Here is a 19,309-nt window from a genome sequence, read left to right on the forward strand (position 1 = left end):
ATAAAAAATGTGAAACTTATTGACAATAAATATTGATAGCGTTTACACTATGGGTGGGTAATTGGAGAAATGGAATAATCTACAATGGGATAATCTACCTTGAGGGGGATGAACAGTGACCAAGCATTTGATGTATATCAACGGCCAATTTACGGAATCCGAAGGCAAAGAGTGGATGGAAGTGACCAATCCGGCAACCGATGAAGTCATCTCACAGGTTCCTAAGGCAACCAGAAATGATGTTATACGTGCCATTGATGCAGCGGAGCAGGCCCAGGCAGCGTGGGAGGAGACTCCGGCGGTAGAGCGCGGCAAGTATTTGCATGCGATTGCTGACGGCATTCGGGCAGAGGCGGACAGCATCGCCAGGCTGATCTCGGAGGAAGTCGGCAAGACCCTGGAATTATCCACCGTAGAGGTTCATTTCACTGCGGATTATTTGGATTATATGGCGGAGTGGGCACGGCGTTATGAGGGGGAGATCGTACAGAGCGACCGTGATAATGAGCATATTTTTGTATTCAAAAGAGCGATTGGCGTTACCACGGGCATTCTGCCCTGGAACTTCCCGTTCTTCCTGATCGCGAGGAAAATGGCCCCGGCGCTCATCACCGGCAACACGATTGTCGTGAAGCCCAGCGCGGAATCTCCAAACAATGCCATGGCGTTCAGCCGGATCGTGGATCAGGCCGGATTGCCTAAGGGGGTATTCAACCTTATTACTGGCAGAGGTGCGGAAGTGGGCAACGAGCTGTCCAGTAATGCCAAGGTAGGCATGGTTAGTCTTACAGGCAGCGTACCGGCAGGGCAGAAGGTTATGGAGGCGGCGGCTGAGAATATCATCAAGGTCAGCTTGGAGCTGGGCGGCAAAGCGCCTGCTATCGTCATGAAAGATGCCGACCTGGAGCTGGCTGTTCAGGCGATTGTGGCTTCCCGGGTCATTAATACAGGCCAGGTCTGCAACTGTGCGGAGCGTGTCTATGTCCATGAAGATATCAAGGAGGAGTTCACCACTCGGCTGGTTGAAGCGATGAAGGCCGTGAAGTACGGAGACCCGCTTAAGGACACGGACATCCAGATGGGACCGCTCATCAACAAGGCCGCGCAGGATTCGGTACAGCAGAAGGTGGACCGGGCCGTTCAGGAAGGAGCCAAGATTGCCCTGGGCGGTAAAAAGGTAGAAGGAACCGGCAGCTTCTTCGAGCCGACAGTGATCACAGATGCTACGAATGAGATGGAGATTGTGCAGGATGAGATTTTCGGTCCGGTCATCCCCGTCATTTCATTCTCTACCCTGGATGAGGCGATTGCCCTCGCGAATGACAGTGAGTTCGGCTTAACCTCATCGCTATATACGCAGAATCTGAATGTTGCCATGAAAGTCATCAAGCGGCTGAAATACGGGGAGACGTACATCAACCGCGAGAATTTCGAAGCGATGCAGGGCTTCCATGCAGGCTGGAGAAAATCGGGCATCGGCGGCGCTGACGGCAAGCACGGCTTGAACGAGTACCTCCAGACGCATGTCGTCTACCTGCAGTATGATAAGTCGGTTAACTGAGTGACTTCATAATTAACGCATATAAGAGAAATGCTCCCATGCAGTTTGGGAGCATTTTTTTGTGTGAAGGTAAGAAGTTATAGGTTTGTCCGCAATTGAGCAGATTCACAAACGATTTCACAGATTTGGGGGCCTTCGGATTCGGGAACCCGGTGCTATCATTGGTAATGAAACGGTGAGCATTGTGGATTGTAAGCGCATTAACGGGCTGGTGCCAGAGCCGTTCTTGGTTATACACAGCGCCACATTATCAGGGTTTGGGGGGACGGGAGAAGCTATGAAGGAAATTCTGCTGAATGAAATGAACTGGGAAGTCAAAGGATACTGGCCTTGGGTGCCGCTGAAGGGTACAAGTATGGAGCTTGGCCAGGAATTAATGGGGGTCACCGGCTGGATGCCGGCAACGGTGCCGGGGGGAGTTCATTACGATCTCTACAGACAGGGCTTGATTGCCAATCCCTATGAAGACTTGAACAGCTTGAGCTGCGAATGGGTAGAGAATCGCTGGTGGGTGTACCGTACGACCTTGCAGCAACCAGAGTTGAAGGGGGCCAGAGTGGAGCTGGTCTTCCAGGGACTCGATTATGAAGCAGCGGTATACGCTGATCATATCCTTCTTGGGGAGCATACGGGAATGTTTGAGCCGGCTGTGTTTGATGTCACAGAGCTGCTCTCCGTTCGGGAGAACCTTGAAATTTCCGTGCTTCTGAAGCAGGCGCCCGATGAAATGGGACAAATCGGCAAAACCTCGGCCACCTTCACGCAGAAGAGCCGGTTCAATTATAAGTGGGATTTCTCTACCCGGCTGGTTAACGTTGGAATCTGGGATGATGTGTTGCTAAGGATACATGAGGATTACTCGTGGGGCGAAATGTCCATCACAACCGATGCTGAGTTTGAAGAGGACGGCAGCACTCAGGTGACTGGCAGGATTGAAATACAGGCAGCCGTCCCATCCTTGGCTGGAGTTGAATCTGCCCGGAAACTGACGGCGAATATCTCCTGCTCTGATCCCGGAGGTAATCTGCTGCTGATGCAGACGCATCCCGTCTGTGCTGGAGCGATGCTCAAGACCGCGCTGGGTATCCCTGAACCGGAGCTATGGTATCCGAACGGTTACGGAGCGCAGCCGCTCTACAGCCTTGAACTGAAGCTGCTGGATGAAGCCGGGGAGGAGCTGGATACGCGGGTTATAAGAACCGGAATCCGCAAGCTTGATTATATCCGCAATGTTGACAGTCCTGACAATGCTCTGCCCTACACGGTGGTCATCAACGGCCGCAGGATCTACATGAAAGGGGTGAATATGACCCCTCTGGACCATCTCTACGGAAATGTATCCGTTGAACAGTATCAGCTGATGGTCCGTCTAATGAAAGCGGCTCATGTTAATCTTGTCCGGGTATGGGGCGGCGGGATCATTGAGAAGAAGGTCTTCTATGACCTATGCGATGCGAACGGCATTATGGTCTGGCAGGAATTCATCCAGTCGAGCTCGGGAATTGACAATATTCCTTCCAAGCAGCCGGAATTCCTTGAACTGCTGCGCGGGTCTGCCCGCTCAGCACTCTGCGCGAAGCGCAATCATGTCGCCATGACGATATGGAGCGGCGGCAATGAGTTAATGAGCGAGCCGAATAAGCCTTCGGACTTAAGCGATTCCAATCTGGCGATGCTGAAGGAACTGGTCGAGCAGTATGATCCGCAGCGGCTGTTCCTTCCAACCTCGGCTTCGGGTCCGGTGGAGTATATTACCGAGACCAAGGGCCAGGGACATGATGTTCATGGTCACTGGAAGTACATGGGTAACCCGTATCACTACGAGTTATACGGCAGCAACGACAATCTGCTGCACAGTGAATTCGGGGCAGACGGGCTGAGCTCACTCAAGAGTCTGGAGAAATTCCTGGGAGCAGACAGCAGACAGCCGGTCTCCATGGAGAATAGTGCAGTCTGGAGACATCACGGGGAGTGGTGGGATACGCTGAGCCGGGATGAAAAAATATTCGGCAGCCTGACGGATCTGGCACAATTCTCCGCCTGCAGCCAGTGGATTCAGGCGGAGGGCATCCGCTTCGTGCTGGAGGCCAACCGGCGGCGCAAGTTCCGGAACAGCGGAAGTATTGTCTGGCAGCTCAACGAACCCTGGCCGAACGTGTCCTGTACCAATCTGGTCGATTATTATGGTGAACCGAAGATGGCCTACCACTGGATGAAGATAGCCTTCCGTCCACTGCATGTATCGCTGGACTACCGGAGTCTGCTGCTTACACCCGGTACCGGTTTCCATGGAGATGTATATGTACATGGCTGGGAAGGGGACAGGTTTGAAGCGGATGCGGAGGTCTTGGATGCTGCGGGCCGGAGCTTGCACCGGCAACGATTCGTAATCCGAGGAGACAGAGACCGGGCAGTCTGCGCCGGGAGCCTGAATTTCACAGTACCTGAGCAGGAGGACCGGTTATATTTCGTCAGATTGTCCTTCGTGAACTGTGAAGAAGAACCGCAGCAGAATGTATATGTATTCTCTACCGCCAGGCAGCATCTGTACGCATCAGCGTTAACGCTTACAGGCGGCAATCTTCAGGTACGCCAGGAGAATAGATGGCTGCCCGCTGTTACTGGAGAGCCGAATCTGCAAGCCAGCTTCACGGTAGCTAATACAGGCAGTGAAGCGTTGCTGCATGTACATGCTGAAGAGGAGGGGAACCGCTACTGGCTGGAAGCAGACAAGCAGTTCCTGACCTTGTTCCCGGGTGAGGCAAGAACGGTGACGGTGACCTGTACGCCGAAGCAGGCGGGAGGATTCCTGGCAGGGGAGAATCACAGCATCTCCGATGACCTGCCGGATATTCAATTCAAATCGTTCCTGAGTGCCCAGGGCACAAGCAAACCGGATGGAGGACAGGAGAATCATGAGTAAACCATTGTGTTTTGTACCAGGGCCATTCGTACCGCTAAGCCGGTACGTTCAAGCCGGCGGGCATGAGCCCGTCACCATTCCGGTAAGCCGGGCAGTGGCGGAGTATTTAAGACGGCATCACTCCATTCTGAAGCTGGCCTGTCAGCGCAGTGGCGAGGTGACCTACCTTAACGCAAAGTGGTCCACACTGTATGAAGATACCGTTGAAGTTGAAGCTGAATCAGCAGGGAACAGCAATACAGCAGAAGGCGTGTTCGTACTTGTCAGCCCGCTGCTTACTAATATGTTTCCAGTCGTATCGCACTGGGATAACCATTCAGCAGAGGGAGGAGGCAGGTTCCGCTATGGAGGAACAGACGGCATTGGAACGCTGCGCATGGACGAAGCGGGGGAGCAGGTTATTTCCGAGCATCTAAGGCTCTATAACAGTGACGCGGACAGCCCTTATGTATATAACACTGAAGATTATGAGCTGTTTGGGGAAGGTGAAGCGGAGAAAACACTGAAAACTCCCCAATTCGAGCATTACATCGGGGACCGCTACAGTCTCTATGCAGTCGATGATTTGGTTGCCGTATCCTTGAGTGACCGTATGCTCAAGACTTACGGATATCCTGTGGTCTTCATTAATGAATCCAGAGAAGAAGGGGCACTGGTAGATGATGCACCTGTATTCCAGCTGATCAGCAACAGTCTGCTGGTTTCGGAGAACCGCCATAGCCTGGCTTCCTATCTTCTCCCGCCTTATTGGAATCGGGCGAACGCCAAGAGGTATCCGCTGCTGTTCAATGGTTATTACGACGCCAATGAGAACACCTTCAGTACCGTGGGACCTTCCTTTCTGGAGATCATAGGTAAGACGCTGGCCAGCACGGGCCAGGGAGTGGTTGGCATTCTCTGGAACGGGGGAGGCTACATCGGAAGCCGTTCCCTGCAAGGCTCAATCTATGGAGGGATCGGGGCGGCAATTGCCAGAGCCCGGGACCACTATGGCGGTGATGCAGACCAGGTAGTGGCAGTAGGAGGTTCGCGCGGCGGATTGACAGCACTGCTGGCCGGAGGCAACCCGCACCGGCTGCCTTACCGGGTACGTTACACACTATGCTATGCACCGCCGCTGATTCTTAACGGACTTACCCGTGAGTATGCGGAAGGCGCCTGCCCGCTGATCTGGCATGTAGCAGAGGTGGACACCGGTTACCGCGATATCTGGAAGGATAACTGGAGGCATCCGGAGACCGGCAGTACCGCAATTGAGACTCTTCTGTGGACACTTACAGGCGAAAGTGACCCCGGCCGTCTGAAGGAAACTGCCGGACTGGAATCCGAGTTCTTCCTGTCGGGGCTGAAGGCGGGCGGTACGAAGCTGCTGATCAACCACGGGACACATGATGCCTTCACTCTGAGCCGGTTCAGCTTTGCTTTTGCCGCACAGGTCCGAAGCTATGGCATTCCGCTGCGTCATGAGATTGGCTACCGTTTCGGCCATAACAACTGTACGGATCTTTACGAACAGGCAGCCCAATGCCTGAAGGCTCTGCTGCAGGATCAGGAGCTTGACTTCACCGGGACGGTGCATTACCGCAGACGCAGTCCGGCTGCAGGGGAATGGGAACAGGCTGAACGGTTCAGTCCGGCCCATCAGCCGGTTTTTCTGGAGGCACCGAAGTTAGTACCCGCAGGCAGTCCGGTAGCTTGGACACTGTATGGAGAGCAAGGCATGGAATATCGGCTGGAGCTGGAGAGCCTGGATCAGCAGGCATGGGAACAGAACAAGCAAGTGATCATAAACAAGCGCATCACCCTTGCGTCCGGGGTATTGCCGGACAAGCGGCATCCCCTTGAAGTCTGCTCATGGCAGGAGGGGATAAGCCCATCCGCTGACGGATTAAGTGCAGGTTATTATCTGTACGGGCTAACCTACAGGCTGAGGGGCGAACTGGACTGGACCGAAGTCTCACCTTCTCGGGTGCCGCAGCCGGGTGTAGAGCCGCAGTCGCTTCTCCGCATTCTGGAGGAACAGCCTAATCCGGCTAGCGAGGCCTTCCGCGCGGAAGCGGCTGTGCTGTGCATCAGCTCCGGGCTGTCTGAAGCCTGAGTAATACGTAGCTTTACAAACGCTTTCGCAGGGTTACCGGATTTCAGGTTTCAGGAGGAAGCGCTATCATTTAGGTATAACACCGATACAACGCCTGACCCGAGTGAATCAATAGCTTCGGGAGGAAGGAAGGACAGGAGCATGATTGGAAGAATCACTGAACCACAGCCTTTTATGGCTAAGAAGAAGAACGGGAATCCTGTGCGGCGTCTGCTCAGAGATTGGTCATCCTGGATACTGATAGTGCCAACAGTGTTTGTCTTTTTCTTTTTTTCCTGGCAACCGCTCGTCAAAGGGATTGTGCTCTCTTTTTTCAACACCGAGGGTTATAATGCCGTTAGTTTTGCCGGACTGCAGAACTACAAGGATGTGATTCAGAATTCGGCATTTCAGCAGACGCTGACCAATTCATTTATGTATGTGATCTGGTCGCTGCTGATCGGCTTTGCCGTCCCGATTGTAGTCGCTGTTGTGATTAATGAACTCAGACACGGGAAGTCATTTTTCCGTTTTTCCGTCTTTTTTCCAAGTATGGTTCCCGGTATTGCCGCTTCAATGTTATGGATGTTCCTGTTTGAGCCCGGAGAAGGCGGTCTGCTGAATAGTATGCTCAGTGCCTTGGGCTTCCCGGTACAGCAGTGGCTCCAGGACCCGAAGATGACCATTATGCTGATTATATTCACAATCACCTGGCGGAATTTCGGAGGGACGGTGCTGCTCTATCTGGCAAGCCTTCAGAGCATCAATCATGATCTGTATGAAGCAGCTTCGATCGACGGGGCCAATGTATGGCGGCGCTTCAGAAGCATTACCCTTCCGCAAATCTCCAGCATGATCGGACTGATGATGATTCTGCAGATCAGCGGGGTATTTCAGATCTTCAATGAACCGCTGGTCATGACTGAGGGCGGACCGAATAATGCCTCAATGACGTTGATGCTCCAAAGCTATTATTATGCGTTCCGGAGTTTTGAAGCAGGCCATTCTATGGCGCTGGGGGTTATTACTTTTCTTATCCTGATGGTGCTTACCGTTATTTATTTCAGGCTGGATAAGAAATTGAACAGGGAGTAGAAGCCATGAAAACAAATGAAGCTTACGGCATTATCGGCAATATTGAATACAGATCACCCTGGGTGCGCCTGCTCTACTGGGGCTTGTTCCTTCTGATGCTTGCGCTCGCCGCCGTCTGTATCCTGCCTCCCGTCTGGATTATGGTCTCAAGCCTGAAGGACATTAAGGAGTTCTACGCGATTCCGCCTACCTTGATTCCCCGCACCTTTGATATCAGCAAGCTGTGGGAGACCTGGCAGGAGTTCAATTTTCTCAGTTACTATTTGAATACCGCTTACCTGGCTGCCGGTTCTGTACTGTTCTGTCTTACCTTTAACGGGCTGGCCGGGTATTTCTTCTCCAAGCTGAAGCCGCGCGGGAGCGCGCTCTTGTTCGTGCTGATTGTATGGACGATGATGGTTCCGAATACGGTGGGAATGGTGCCGCTGTTCAAGAACCTGATTGATTTTCCGCTGCTGCATGTGAATCTGACCAATACCTTCTGGCCGATGTGGTTCATGGCTGCTGTGAATCCGGTGGTGATTCTGATCTTCAAGAACTTCTTCGACTCTATTCCCCAGGCACTGCTGGAAGCGGCCAAGATAGACGGGGCGAGCACCATCGGCATCTTTATCCGGGTGATCCTTCCGCTCAGCGGCCCGGTCATGGCTACGATTACGATACTTACGATGAATAGTGTATGGCAGGATTTCTTTTGGCCCTTCATGGTACTGAAGGATAAATCGACCTGGTCGGTCATTGTGGCCATCTATAATTTGAAAGCGACATTACCGCAGGACATTCAGTTTATTGCCCTGACGTTTGCCATCCTGCCGCCGATTCTGCTGTTTATTTTTTTCCAAAGGTACATTATGAACGGGCAAGCCTTCGGCGGCAGCATCAAAGGTTAATGTCACCCGATCACAAACCATTTCACAGTTTTGCCCCGTAGGGCGCTCTAAAGGGCGCATGGTAAGATGATTTCAGAATTAAAGAAAGCGCTTTACAAAATGCAGAATTGCTATAAGAATAATTCTAGGGGGAATTACATTGAGAATGGCACACACCAAGAAACTAACCGCAACACTGGCGCTCACACTGCTGCTTACTGCCGGACTGGCCGGCTGCGGCGGCTCCAATGAAGGGAAAACAGGCGGGAGCGGAAATGCAGCAGCCAGCAAACAGGTTACGATTAAGGTCAGTAACTGGCCGAAGCCGAATGAGGAAGCCAAGATCGCCCAGTATGAACAGCTCATGGCGAAGATGAAAACTAATTATCCGAACATTACAGTGGATAAGGATGAATGGGGCTACGACGTCAGCTCGTTCCTGCCCAAAGCTGCGAGCGGGCAGCTTCCAACGGTATATGAGACCTTTTTCACCGAAACAAGCAAAATCATCAAAGCTAATTACGCAGCGGATATCACGGACATGATGAAGAAGTATGGATATGACAAGGCCATTAACCCGGATCTTCTAAAAATGGTGACCAAGGACGGCAAGTATTACGGGATTCCGAAGGACGGCTATGTCATCGGCATGCTCTACAATGTGAATCTCTTCAAGGAAGCGGGCCTTCTGGATGATAAGGGGATTCCGAAGTTCCCCAAAACATATGAGGAGCTGGCGGAAACTGCGCAGATCATCAAGCAAAAGACCGGCAAAGCCGGAATGTTCCTGCCAACGAAGAGCGGCCAGGGCGGCTGGATGTTCATGAATATTGCCTGGGCTTACGGTGCGGAATTCGAGAAGCAGGTTGACGGTAAATGGAAGGCTGTATTCAATTCTCCCGAGGCGGCTGCAGCTCTGCAATATGTGAAGGATTTGAAATGGAAATACAATGTGCTGCCGGATAACAATCTGGTGGATGTGACCAATGACATGTTCCGTATGCTCGGCACCGATCAGGTTGCCATGAGCTTCGGCACCAACGACTGGCCTCCGGTCATCCAGCAGCAGACCAAGATGTCCAAGGACAATATTGCCATGTCAGCACTGCCTGTAGGACCGATTGGACAACCTGTTACCCTGCTGGGGGGCGGCCTGTATATGTTCTCGCCGAATGTAACACCAGAGCAGATTGATGCCGGATTCAAATGGCTGAAGACCTACGGGTTCACACCAGAATCATCAGAGGAGGCTCTGACCGGCTGGGATATCGAGAAGAAGACACTCAGCGATCAGGGGCTGATCGTCGGCCCTTACGGGCTGCGGATCTGGACCGATGAGAAGCGTATAGGTGAGGAACAGAAAATTCTCGACAAATACAACAACGTGAATCTGGACATGTTCCGTGATTATATGGACAACGGCAGCAAGGGGATGCGGGCGGAGGAACCCGTCAATGCCCAGGAATTGTATCAGAAGCTGGATGTCGTGCTGCAATCCGTGCTAACAGACAAGAATGCAGATCCGCAGAAGATCCTGGACAAGGCGGCTGAAGAATTCCAGCGGGATTATCTCGATAAGGTAAAATAAAACGCAGTCAAACACCGGCGCCGTCCTTCTGAAGGGCGGCGATGCCGTTTATATGAAGGTGAAGGGAGATAGGGATAACATGGCAGCAAAAGAATGGGGAGACTGGAGCGCCCGCTGGATCTGGCTGCAGGAAGAGCAAGAAACTACGGATAGGGAAGCGCGGCATGAGCGGGTATATTTCCGCAGAGTGTTTGAGCTGCCAGCCGGTACCGGAAAGGCTTACAGTATGAATGTGGCCATTACCGCAGACAGCCGCTACAGGCTGTTCGTCAATGGGCAGCGTCAATGGGCCGGTCCTTGCAAGGGGCATGAACATGTACACTATTATGAGGAATACAGCGTGGAGGGCGTCCTGCAGCCGGGAATCAATGTGATTGCTGTTACTGTGGTTCATTATGCCGGGACCGCTCCCTTTGAAATGGGGGAAGACGGTCCTTTATCGGTATGGCGTTCAGAGCAAGGCGGTCTGCTTGTAGAAGCGGAGATTACAGCGGACGGGCAGCTTGTGCAGGAACTGCCTACAGATACCTCCTGGAAATGTATCCGGGATCACGGCTACCGGCTCCGCCCGTTTCCGATGATGCGCTGGATGGGCGGATTGGAGGAGACCGCAGGGGACACAGCACTCCGGGACTGGATGCTGCCGGAATATGATGACAGTGCCTGGAGTGCTGCCCGGGTGGTGCAGCCGGTAAGGGATGAATACGGTCAATTAACCCCCTGGCAGCTGGCCCGGCGTCCGGTTCCGCTGCTCTATGAGCAGGAACAATGCTTCCTGAAGCTGATGCGCAGCAGCTGCGGGGAGGGGGATGCCCTCTTCACGGCCGGGCATAGCCTGGAGCTGAAGAATGGAGCCGGATGCACTTCCTCTTCTATTGTAGTGCCTGCTCAAGGTGTACTTGTCCAGGCGGGAGAGCAGCTCTGGCTGGAGCTGGATGCAGGCGAGCTGACGACAGGTTATCCGCAGCTTAAGCTCCAGGGTGGCGGAGGCAGCCTCATTACACTCCAGTACGCCGAATGCTACGAAGAAGAGACAGGGAATGAGGAAATCCGCCGCAAAGCCGTCCGCGATGAGATGAGGGAACAGGTATTGCGGGGCGGTCACGACAGCTACCAGCCGGCCGGTTACGGTACAGAAGTCCAGCCCGAAGTATATGAGCCTTTCTGGTTCCGTACCTTCCGTTATGTGAGGCTGGAGGTTCATGCCGGACACGAACCGCTGAGGATAACCGGACTCAGCTACAGGGAGACCGGATATCCGCTCCAGCTGCAAGGAAGCTTTCACTGCTCGGATGAACGGTATAACCGCCTCTGGGAGCTGTGTGTGCGGACGCTCAGGCGCTGTATGCACGAGACCTATGAGGACACTCCCTATTATGAACAGCTGCAATACACTATGGATACCAAGCTGATGATGGAATTTACGTACCTGCTGTCAGGAGACGACAGGCTGGCCCGCAGGGCTATGGAGGATTACAGAGCATCACAGCTGCCAAGCGGAATGCTGCAAAGCCGCTACCCCTCAGTGCTGCCGCAAGTCATTCCTTCCTTCTCCCTGTACTGGATCGGAATGATACATGATCACTACAGGTCCTTCAGGGATGTGGCTCTGGTGAAGCATTACCGGCCAGCCATACTCTCAGTGCTGGACTGGTTCGATCAGCGGCTGACTCCGCAAGGACTGGTCGACCGGACTCCGCGCCAATACTGGAATTATTACGACTGGGTAGAAGAATGGCCGCTCGGCGCACCGGATTGCACGAATCAGGCACCTGCCACTCTTATGAGTCTAATGTATGCCTATACGCTGGGGCAAGCGGCTGAGCTGCTGGAAGCCAGCGGCTGGACACAGATTGCCGCTGAACTGGGCCAGCGCAAGGCCGCAGTCAACGCTGCGGTATTGGATAACTGCCGCCAAGCGGACGGTCCGTTCTTCCGCGACAGCCCGGAGGCAGGACCAGAGATACAGCTTAGCCAGCACACGCAGCTCTGGGCGGTGCTTGCCGGTACTGTGTCTGCTGCGGAAGGAGAGACTCTGCTGCAAACGGTACTGACCCATACGCCGATGGCTAAGCTCTCGCTGCCGATGAGCTATTATCTGTTCCGCGCGCTGGAGCTTTGCGGGATGTATGACCGGTCTTTCGGGCTATGGGCACGCTGGTTGAAGCAGCTGGAGCTGGGTCTGACCACACTTCCCGAGATCGACTCTGCCGACACCAGAAGCGACTGCCATGCCTGGAGCGCACTGCCGATTACTGAATTCACCAGAGGAATATTGGGGGTCCGGCAGGAAAATGATGGCATCGTCTTGCAGCCTCATTGCGGAGAGCTACAATACGCCAGCGGAGCCGTAAGCACAGATCTGGGGCTTATAACCGTGAGCTGGGAGATCACTACCGAAGAAGAGATTGAAGTGTTCCACTTGGAAGCCGTCTGGACAGCCGGCTCAGCCATTACTGTTATTCTGCCGAATGGAGAGGTACAGAAGACGGATACCGGTTTGCTTGAAGTAGAGATCGACATTAGCGGCTTTAACTGCTAGTCTTATTTCAGCTCAGTACACTCTAACACCGGAAGGGGATGGGGAAGCCTATGTTCAGATCGTTCGGCCGCAACATCCGCCTCGTCCTGGTGTTGTTCATTACGGTCTATATCTCTGCTTCAAGCTTCATTCTGTTCCGCAATATGGAGCACCGTAGCCTGGATATGCTCAGGCAGTTGTCTGTCCAGTACACCGGCCAGCAGCATAAGAATACACTGCTGTTCATGAACTGGCTGGAAGAGACCTCCAAGCTGATCTCCAATAATCAGGTGGTACAACAAGCGCTGAAGAAACCAGCGTATGACGGGGCCATCTCACCGATACTGGAAGGGATACGTTCTTCCAGCAGTGATATACTCGGCATTTACATTTGGGGGGAAGCAGGCGCAGCTTATTCTTCCAGCAATGTGTCGGGGCTGCTCCCGTTCACCGAGATCAAGAAGGACCCGGGAATGAAGCAATTCCTGGGAGATCGTGAGCAGACCTTACGCTGGACGGTCCTGAACCGGGAACAGCTGATGAATGCGCCTACGGATCTGCGTGACCGTCTGCTGCTTGAAGTGAAAATTCAGGATGCGGGAGGACGGGTCCTTGGTCTGCTCTCCCTTGAAGTGGAGATTGGCAAGCTGTACAGCTTCTACCTGTCAGACAAGAATTCGATCTACGGGGAGAATGAGGTCTACCTGCTGAAGGGTAACGGGGAGCTGCTGAAGGCAGCGGATATGCCCCTGGTGCGTCTTAAGGAAATCGGAGCAGCGCTGGCCACACCGGGGAAAAGCAGCCTGAATGAAACGGGCTTAAAGGAGCGCGAAACAGCAGACGGCCTAATTCTGCTCTATCCGCTGCCCGACTCAGAGGATCAGATTGTCACCTATATCTCTGCTGACGGCATGAACGCAGAGCTGCGGGCGTTCAAATATATCATGCTGGCATTGAACACCGCAGTATTCCTATTGTTCTGGCTGCTGATTTCTATGCTGAGCGGAAGTATTGTCAATCCGTTGAACCAGCTATACCTGAAGATCAATTCAACAATGAAAGAGTAAGCCCTTTGTTTTTGAGCAGGATTCAACTTAAGCGCGCTTGGGTGGATGTTGATCCTGCTTAAACACACTGCCCTGATCTCATCTGGACAATTCCTTCTTCAAGCTGATGGTCACGGTGGTGCCTTGCCCGGGAGTGCTGGAGATACTAAGCCCATATTGGGGACCATATTCCAGCTTAATGCGTTCGTCCACATTACGCAGTCCGTAGCCGCTCTGGAACAGCACATCCTCTTTGGCCTGGCTGAGTGTTGCCCCATTTGCGAATCCGACTCCATCATCCGTCACGGTGAACCGGATCTCTTCCCCCCGAAGCTCCCCCTTAATCCAGATTCGGCCTGCGCCGCGCTTCTCGCTGATGCCATGTTTGATCGCATTCTCTGCAATAGGCTGGAGAATCAGCTTCAATATGCGGACGCCTTGCAAGGATTCATCTATCTCATATTCCACTCCGAACTTATCCGGGAACCGCATTTGTTCGACCGTCACGAAGCTCTGCACCAGACGGATTTCCTCTTCGACCGTGACGAACTTATCCCCTTTATGCAGGCTGATCCGAAAAAAAGTGGCCAATGAGGAAATCAGCCGCTCAATGTCCGGCTGCTTCTTCAGCCGGGCAATCCAGGCAATCGCATCCAAGGTGTTGTATAGGAAATGGGGGTTAATCTGCGATTGCAGCGCAGTTAGTTCGGCCTTGCGCTGCTTTTCCTTCTCCTCATCCTTTTCCAGCATCAGTTGGCTGATCCGTTCCACCATTTGGTAATAGCTGTTCTCCAGTTGGCTAATCTCATCTACTTGTCCTCGTTGGTCATAGACAGCAGCCAGATCTTTTTTGCCGAAGAGCCCCAGCTTCTTCTTCAATTTCAGCAGCGGACGGGTAATTTGCGCTGCCAGATAGAAGGACAGCAGGAGCAGCACGATGAAGGTTACGCTGGCGAACAGGAGCGCATTGCGGTTGCCCTTGACGATTCCCGCGAACAGCTTGTGGCTGGAGATCACGCTGGTGAATTCCCAGCTAACCCCAAGGGACTCCAGCCGGGGATTCAGCGGATAGGTCGCAATGATATAAGTGTTGCCATTCTCCGACCAAGTACGGTAGCCTTCTTCCTTACCCGGACGAAGCGGTGCGCTCTCCTCCAGGAAATTGCCCAGAAGCCGTTTGTCAGGGTGGGAAATAATCCGGTTGCCGGACGTCAGGAAGGAGTAGCCGATGCCTGTGAAGCTGGAGGAATACAGTGCCGCCAAGGCGGACTCTCTGACATAAATAATCACGACACCGATATTCTGCCCCGTATTGAAGTTGCGGAACTGCTGTCCGAAGGGAATGTAGGCATTGCCTTCGCCATCCCGTTTGATCTCACCAACCACAGGCATACTGCTCTCTTGAATACGCTTGATGAACAGGGCTTCAGGAACCTCCAGCATCTGCTGCTTGGTCTGATAAGAATAGAGTACATTGTCATTGGTCTGGATGATAACATTGCCTGCCAAGAAGTTATCGGCCAGCATATCGTCAATAATGGCTCCGATTCGCGATTCCTTGTCTGCAGCCGGGAGGTGGTCATTATTGATGATCTGATAGATGTCACTGTTCACCAGAAACCGCAGGAACAGCATCTGGATGTCATCGGCCATCAGCTCCACGCTCAGTCCAATCTGGCGCTGCGTCTGAACGACATGACGGTACAAGTCTTTTTGCAGATAGGTATAAGAGTAGAAATTGAAAATAACCAGCATCAGCACCAGATGCAGAGACAAGCCCGCTAACAGGACAATTACAATCCGGCCCTTGATCTTGAACCGCCGCAGCCGGGAATTCATCCATTTCTCCAAATGTAGCTTAACCATAGGTTTTCGCATATTCACTTGGCGGGATACCGGTCATTTTCTTGAAGATCTGACTGAAATACTTGGAATCGGTAAAGCCGACCTGATTACCCACCTCATAGACCCGGTACATCGGATTACGCAGCATACGCTTGGCTTCCTCGATGCGGTATTCCGTCAGACACTCGTAGAAGGTCTTATTCAGATCCTTGCGGAACAGATGCATCAGATGGGTCGGACTCACGAATACCGCCGAAGCGACCCGCTCAACGGTAATATTCCCGGCATAATGCTCCCGGATAAAAGCGAGTGCTTCCCTGATTTCACGCCGGCAGCGCGCTCCGGCTTCTTCCCCGGCATACAGCACACGTTCAACACCTGTCAAAGCCCGCTGTGCGGCAAGAACAGCTTGCCGGTATGAGTCTGCGATCCTGTACCAATCTTCTGTAGGCTTGCCTATACCTATACTGAGCGGCTGCCCGAAGTGCTGCTGGCTCCATTCGGACAGCTGTTTGCCCAAGCTGCGGGCATAGTCAATGGCATGTGTTAATTCTCTGGTCCGAATTACCATAACCCACTCCAGATGGCTGTCCCGGAAGAGGCAGAGCTGCTCCAAAGAATGCGCTTCCATCAAGGCTGCTGCGGCATCCTCCAATGCTCTCGTTCCCTCCGCACTGCTCTCTAGGCCATTGTCGGGAGGGAAGGCGAGAGATAGAGGAAGGATAGCCTCTCCGGGTTCGAGCTGAAGACTCAACAGCTTTAACTTACCGGCTACAAATTCCTCATCATCCAATTGCCCATGCAGCAAATCCTGCCAGAATTGCTTGGAGATCGAAGCGATTTCCCCGTTAAGCTGTGAGTACCGCTTCGAATGCAGCTTCTTCTCCAGAATTTCATCGCCGACACAGCGCACCGTATCTGCAAGTTCTTCTATATTAATGGGCTTCAGTAAATAGGTCGAAGCGCCATAACGCAGAGCTGCCTGCGCATATTGAAATTCATCATAACCGCTAAGAACGACAATGCCCACCAGCATGTCCTGTTCGCGGATTTTCTCTATAAGCTCCAGACCATTCATGAACGGCATGCGGATATCGGTGATAATCACATCCGGACGGTGCTGCAGGGCGAGCGCCAGGCCTTCTTCGCCATTGCTGGCTTCTCCAATGATCTCAACGCCGTATTCTGCCCAATCAATAGTTTGTGTGATGCCCATGCGTACCAGGTATTCGTCATCGACTACAAGCGCTTTCAACATTAGCTTCACCCCGTAGTAGTTTTCTGTGTCTTACAGTCATTATAAACGTGAATTGTCTTTTAGAGGAGCAGTAAATAATCAGGTGGTCAGGATCACAAACGATATCGCAGCATCTTACCCCCACGGGTCTGCCTATCAACGTCCGTATAGCGGCGACTGGTTCCATTTCAACAGGTTCGCAAACCGTTTCATAGGATTCTATCCTAACTTTCGTAAAATACACTGTGATAGACTTTAAGCGTGAATAAGCAGTAAGCGCTTTTATAAGTGGAAGATCATCGAAATTGAACGCTGTAGGAGGAGTTTCTTCATGCAAGATCCATTTATTCCATTCGGTTTTCAATATTACCGTTCCCCAACCCCCTTCCGGGATCAATGGGAGCAAGACCTCGGCAATATTGCCGGGCAGGGGTTCAATTGTGTGAAGTATTGGGTCCAGTGGCGCTCCAGTGTCTCCATGGAAGGGACATTCGTGTTCGATGATATTCAGGAGCTGATGGATATAGCTCACCGGAATGGGCTTAAGGTCATTTTGAATGTAATTTTCGACGTAGCTCCGGCCTGGTTCTATAGAAAATATCCGGATTCCAAAATGGTCACGGCCGACGGTTCCATTCTGGAGCCAAGAGCGATTAACTGCCGCCAGATTGGCGGAGCGCCCGGACCTTGCTATCATCATGCTCCAGCCGCTGCGGAGAAGGCACGCTTTCTGGAGGAGACCGTCAAGGCGTTCAAGGATCATCCGGCGCTCTGGGTCTGGGATTTGTGGAATGAGCCGGAGCTGACTACGGGGATTAAGCGTAAGCTGTCTTTTGACAACCAGGTCTGTTATTGCAGGCATTCGCTGCCCGCATTTCATGACTGGCTGATCCACAAATATGGTTCTCTGGAAGCGCTCAACGAATCGTGGCAGCGGACTTACGGGGACTGGGAGGAAGTGGAGGCACCGCGGGGCCAAGGCATCTTCAACGATCTGGTAGACTGGCGGCTGTTCATGTCGGACACCCTGACAGCGGAGCTGCGGAGCCGGGTACAAATAGTGAAGTCGCTGGATGTGCAGCATCCGGTTATGGCTCATACGGTACCTGCGCCAATCTTCAATATGATTACGGCTGGTTCGGATGATTTCAAGCTGGCAGAGCCCTGTGATCTGACAGGCAACAGCCTGGGGTCTTCGGCGTGGTCGGCTGATCTGCTGATCTCGGCGGCCAAAGGCAAACCGATTATTAACTCGGAAATTCACGCGCTGCCGGGCAATACAGCGATGAAGCCGCGCCAGCCGGACCTTCTGGAAATGAAACGGCATATTCTGACCCCGCTTGCCCGCGGCATCACCGGATATCTGTTCTGGCAATACAGGCCAGAGATATTGGGTCAGGAAGCTCCGGCCTGGGGCAGTGTCTATCTGGACAGCAGCGCTACGCCCTGGTACAAGGACATGGCACAGCTTAACAAGCTGCTACAGAGCAACAAGCGGGAGCTGATGCTGGCCAAACGCCGCGGGGACGGGATTGCCATTCTGTTCAGCCCGGAGAATCAGATTGCCAACTTCGCAGCGCATGATCATCTGGATACCTACAACGACTCCATACAAGGCGCCCATAAGCTGCTGCATGAGCTTAATTATAAAGTAGAGTTCCTGCATGACTCTGAGGTTACAGAGGAGTCACTGAAGCCATACCGCTGCCTGTGGATGCCTTATCCGCTCTACCTGAGCCGCAACTTGTGCGCCATCCTGCGTGTGTGGGTGGAGAAGGGCGGAATTCTGATCTCGGAATGCTCCTTCGGTGCTCTTCAGGCAGAGAATGGCTGTCACAGCTATAACGTTCCGGGATATGGATTCGATGAAGTGTTCGGCGTCCGCGAGACCTGGATTCACTCCGCCGAGAATCTGGATCACAGCTATCATCAGGTGGCCTTCGAATCCCGGACGGCGATCCCGCTGCGGAATGTGATGGGGCATAGCGGGGAAGAGGAGCCTGCCGCAGGCGGTCTGGCTCATGGTTCCTACTACAAATCAGATATTGAGCTGGAAGGACATGTGAAGGTACTGGCCCAATTTACCGAAGACCTCATGCCTGCCTTAACCTGTGCTGATTACGGCAGCGGACGGGCTGTATGGTTAGGCACCTTGCTTGCAGCTGCCTATTGGAAGGATGAACATCCCGGTACGCTTCAACTGGTACGGGAGCTACTGCAGCAGGAGCTGAAGCTGGAGACTTATGTGCAGGCCAGCGGTAAAGTCCGTGCCGATCTGTCTGAATGGGGCGAAGGTGAAGGAACAGACCGGGGTGCGTTTCTATATGTGCATAATGAAGGGAAAGAGGACATCGCGACTGAAATTAAGCTGTGTGCTGTGTATACCTCAGCCGAACCCTGGTTTACCGGCGGACACGCCGATATTCGGCCGGCGGATCAGAAGGAGCCTTCAACAACCCGTCTGAGTGTACGGATACAGGCCGGGGATGTTCAGGTATTCCGCTTAGCTTAAGACGGCAGAGCGTATTGCCGGATATTATAGAGCCG

At 53.0% G+C, this 19,309-nt stretch carries 11 protein-coding genes; 9 read left to right on the forward strand and 2 right to left on the reverse strand.

Features of this window, described 5'->3' with window-relative positions; all coding sequences use genetic code 11:
• The first annotated feature begins 115 nt into the window (after positions 1-115).
• From aldA to MKX51_RS14715, 8 genes are all read left to right on the forward strand, one after another.
• On the forward strand, positions 116-1,561 hold the full coding sequence (aldA, locus tag MKX51_RS14680) for an aldehyde dehydrogenase (protein WP_340992890.1): 1,446 nt from the start codon (positions 116-118) through the stop codon (positions 1,559-1,561).
• Positions 1,562-1,838: 277 nt separating this feature from the next.
• A complete protein-coding gene (locus MKX51_RS14685; RefSeq protein ID WP_340992891.1) occupies positions 1,839-4,484 on the forward strand; it encodes a glycoside hydrolase family 2 protein in 2,646 nt (881 codons plus the stop codon).
• Positions 4,477-6,582, forward strand: a complete 2,106-nt coding sequence (locus MKX51_RS14690; protein ID WP_340992892.1) for an alpha/beta hydrolase family protein — start codon at positions 4,477-4,479, stop codon at positions 6,580-6,582. The genes MKX51_RS14685 and MKX51_RS14690 overlap by 8 nt, the downstream gene beginning before the upstream one ends.
• A gap of 141 nt (positions 6,583-6,723) precedes the next feature.
• Complete coding sequence (locus MKX51_RS14695; RefSeq protein ID WP_340940803.1) at positions 6,724-7,656, forward strand: carbohydrate ABC transporter permease; 933 nt, start codon at positions 6,724-6,726, stop codon at positions 7,654-7,656.
• A 5-nt stretch (positions 7,657-7,661) separates the two neighbouring features.
• A complete protein-coding gene (locus MKX51_RS14700) occupies positions 7,662-8,546 on the forward strand; it encodes a carbohydrate ABC transporter permease (protein ID WP_340992893.1) in 885 nt (294 codons plus the stop codon).
• 139 nt (positions 8,547-8,685) lie between these two features.
• The gene (locus MKX51_RS14705) at positions 8,686-10,113 is read left to right on the forward strand and encodes an ABC transporter substrate-binding protein (RefSeq protein ID WP_340992894.1); all 1,428 of its coding nucleotides are present in this window, start codon (positions 8,686-8,688) and stop codon (positions 10,111-10,113) included.
• A gap of 79 nt (positions 10,114-10,192) precedes the next feature.
• Positions 10,193-12,655 carry a family 78 glycoside hydrolase catalytic domain gene (locus tag MKX51_RS14710; RefSeq protein ID WP_340992895.1) on the forward strand — a complete coding sequence of 821 codons (2,463 nt, stop codon included), beginning with the start codon at positions 10,193-10,195 and terminating at the stop codon, positions 12,653-12,655.
• 50 nt (positions 12,656-12,705) lie between these two features.
• Positions 12,706-13,701, forward strand: a complete 996-nt coding sequence (locus tag MKX51_RS14715; protein WP_340992896.1) for a cache domain-containing protein — start codon at positions 12,706-12,708, stop codon at positions 13,699-13,701.
• Positions 13,702-13,779: 78 nt separating this feature from the next.
• On the opposite strand, the gene MKX51_RS14720 is transcribed toward MKX51_RS14715, so the two are convergent.
• Both MKX51_RS14720 and MKX51_RS14725 read right to left on the reverse strand, forming a co-directional pair.
• The gene (locus tag MKX51_RS14720; RefSeq protein WP_340992897.1) at positions 13,780-15,519 is read right to left on the reverse strand and encodes a cache domain-containing sensor histidine kinase; all 1,740 of its coding nucleotides are present in this window, start codon (positions 15,517-15,519) and stop codon (positions 13,780-13,782) included.
• Between the two features lie 19 nt (positions 15,520-15,538).
• Positions 15,539-16,783 carry a response regulator gene (locus MKX51_RS14725; RefSeq protein WP_340992898.1) on the reverse strand — a complete coding sequence of 415 codons (1,245 nt, stop codon included), beginning with the start codon at positions 16,781-16,783 and terminating at the stop codon, positions 15,539-15,541.
• Positions 16,784-17,093: 310 nt separating this feature from the next.
• Between MKX51_RS14725 and MKX51_RS14730 the strand changes: the two genes are divergently transcribed.
• Positions 17,094-19,274 carry a beta-galactosidase gene (locus tag MKX51_RS14730; RefSeq protein WP_340992899.1) on the forward strand — a complete coding sequence of 727 codons (2,181 nt, stop codon included), beginning with the start codon at positions 17,094-17,096 and terminating at the stop codon, positions 19,272-19,274.
• Positions 19,275-19,309 lie beyond the last annotated feature (35 nt).

This window comes from Paenibacillus sp. FSL M7-0420 (assembly GCF_038002345.1).
Taxonomy (GTDB): Bacteria; Bacillota; Bacilli; order Paenibacillales; family Paenibacillaceae; genus Paenibacillus_AQ.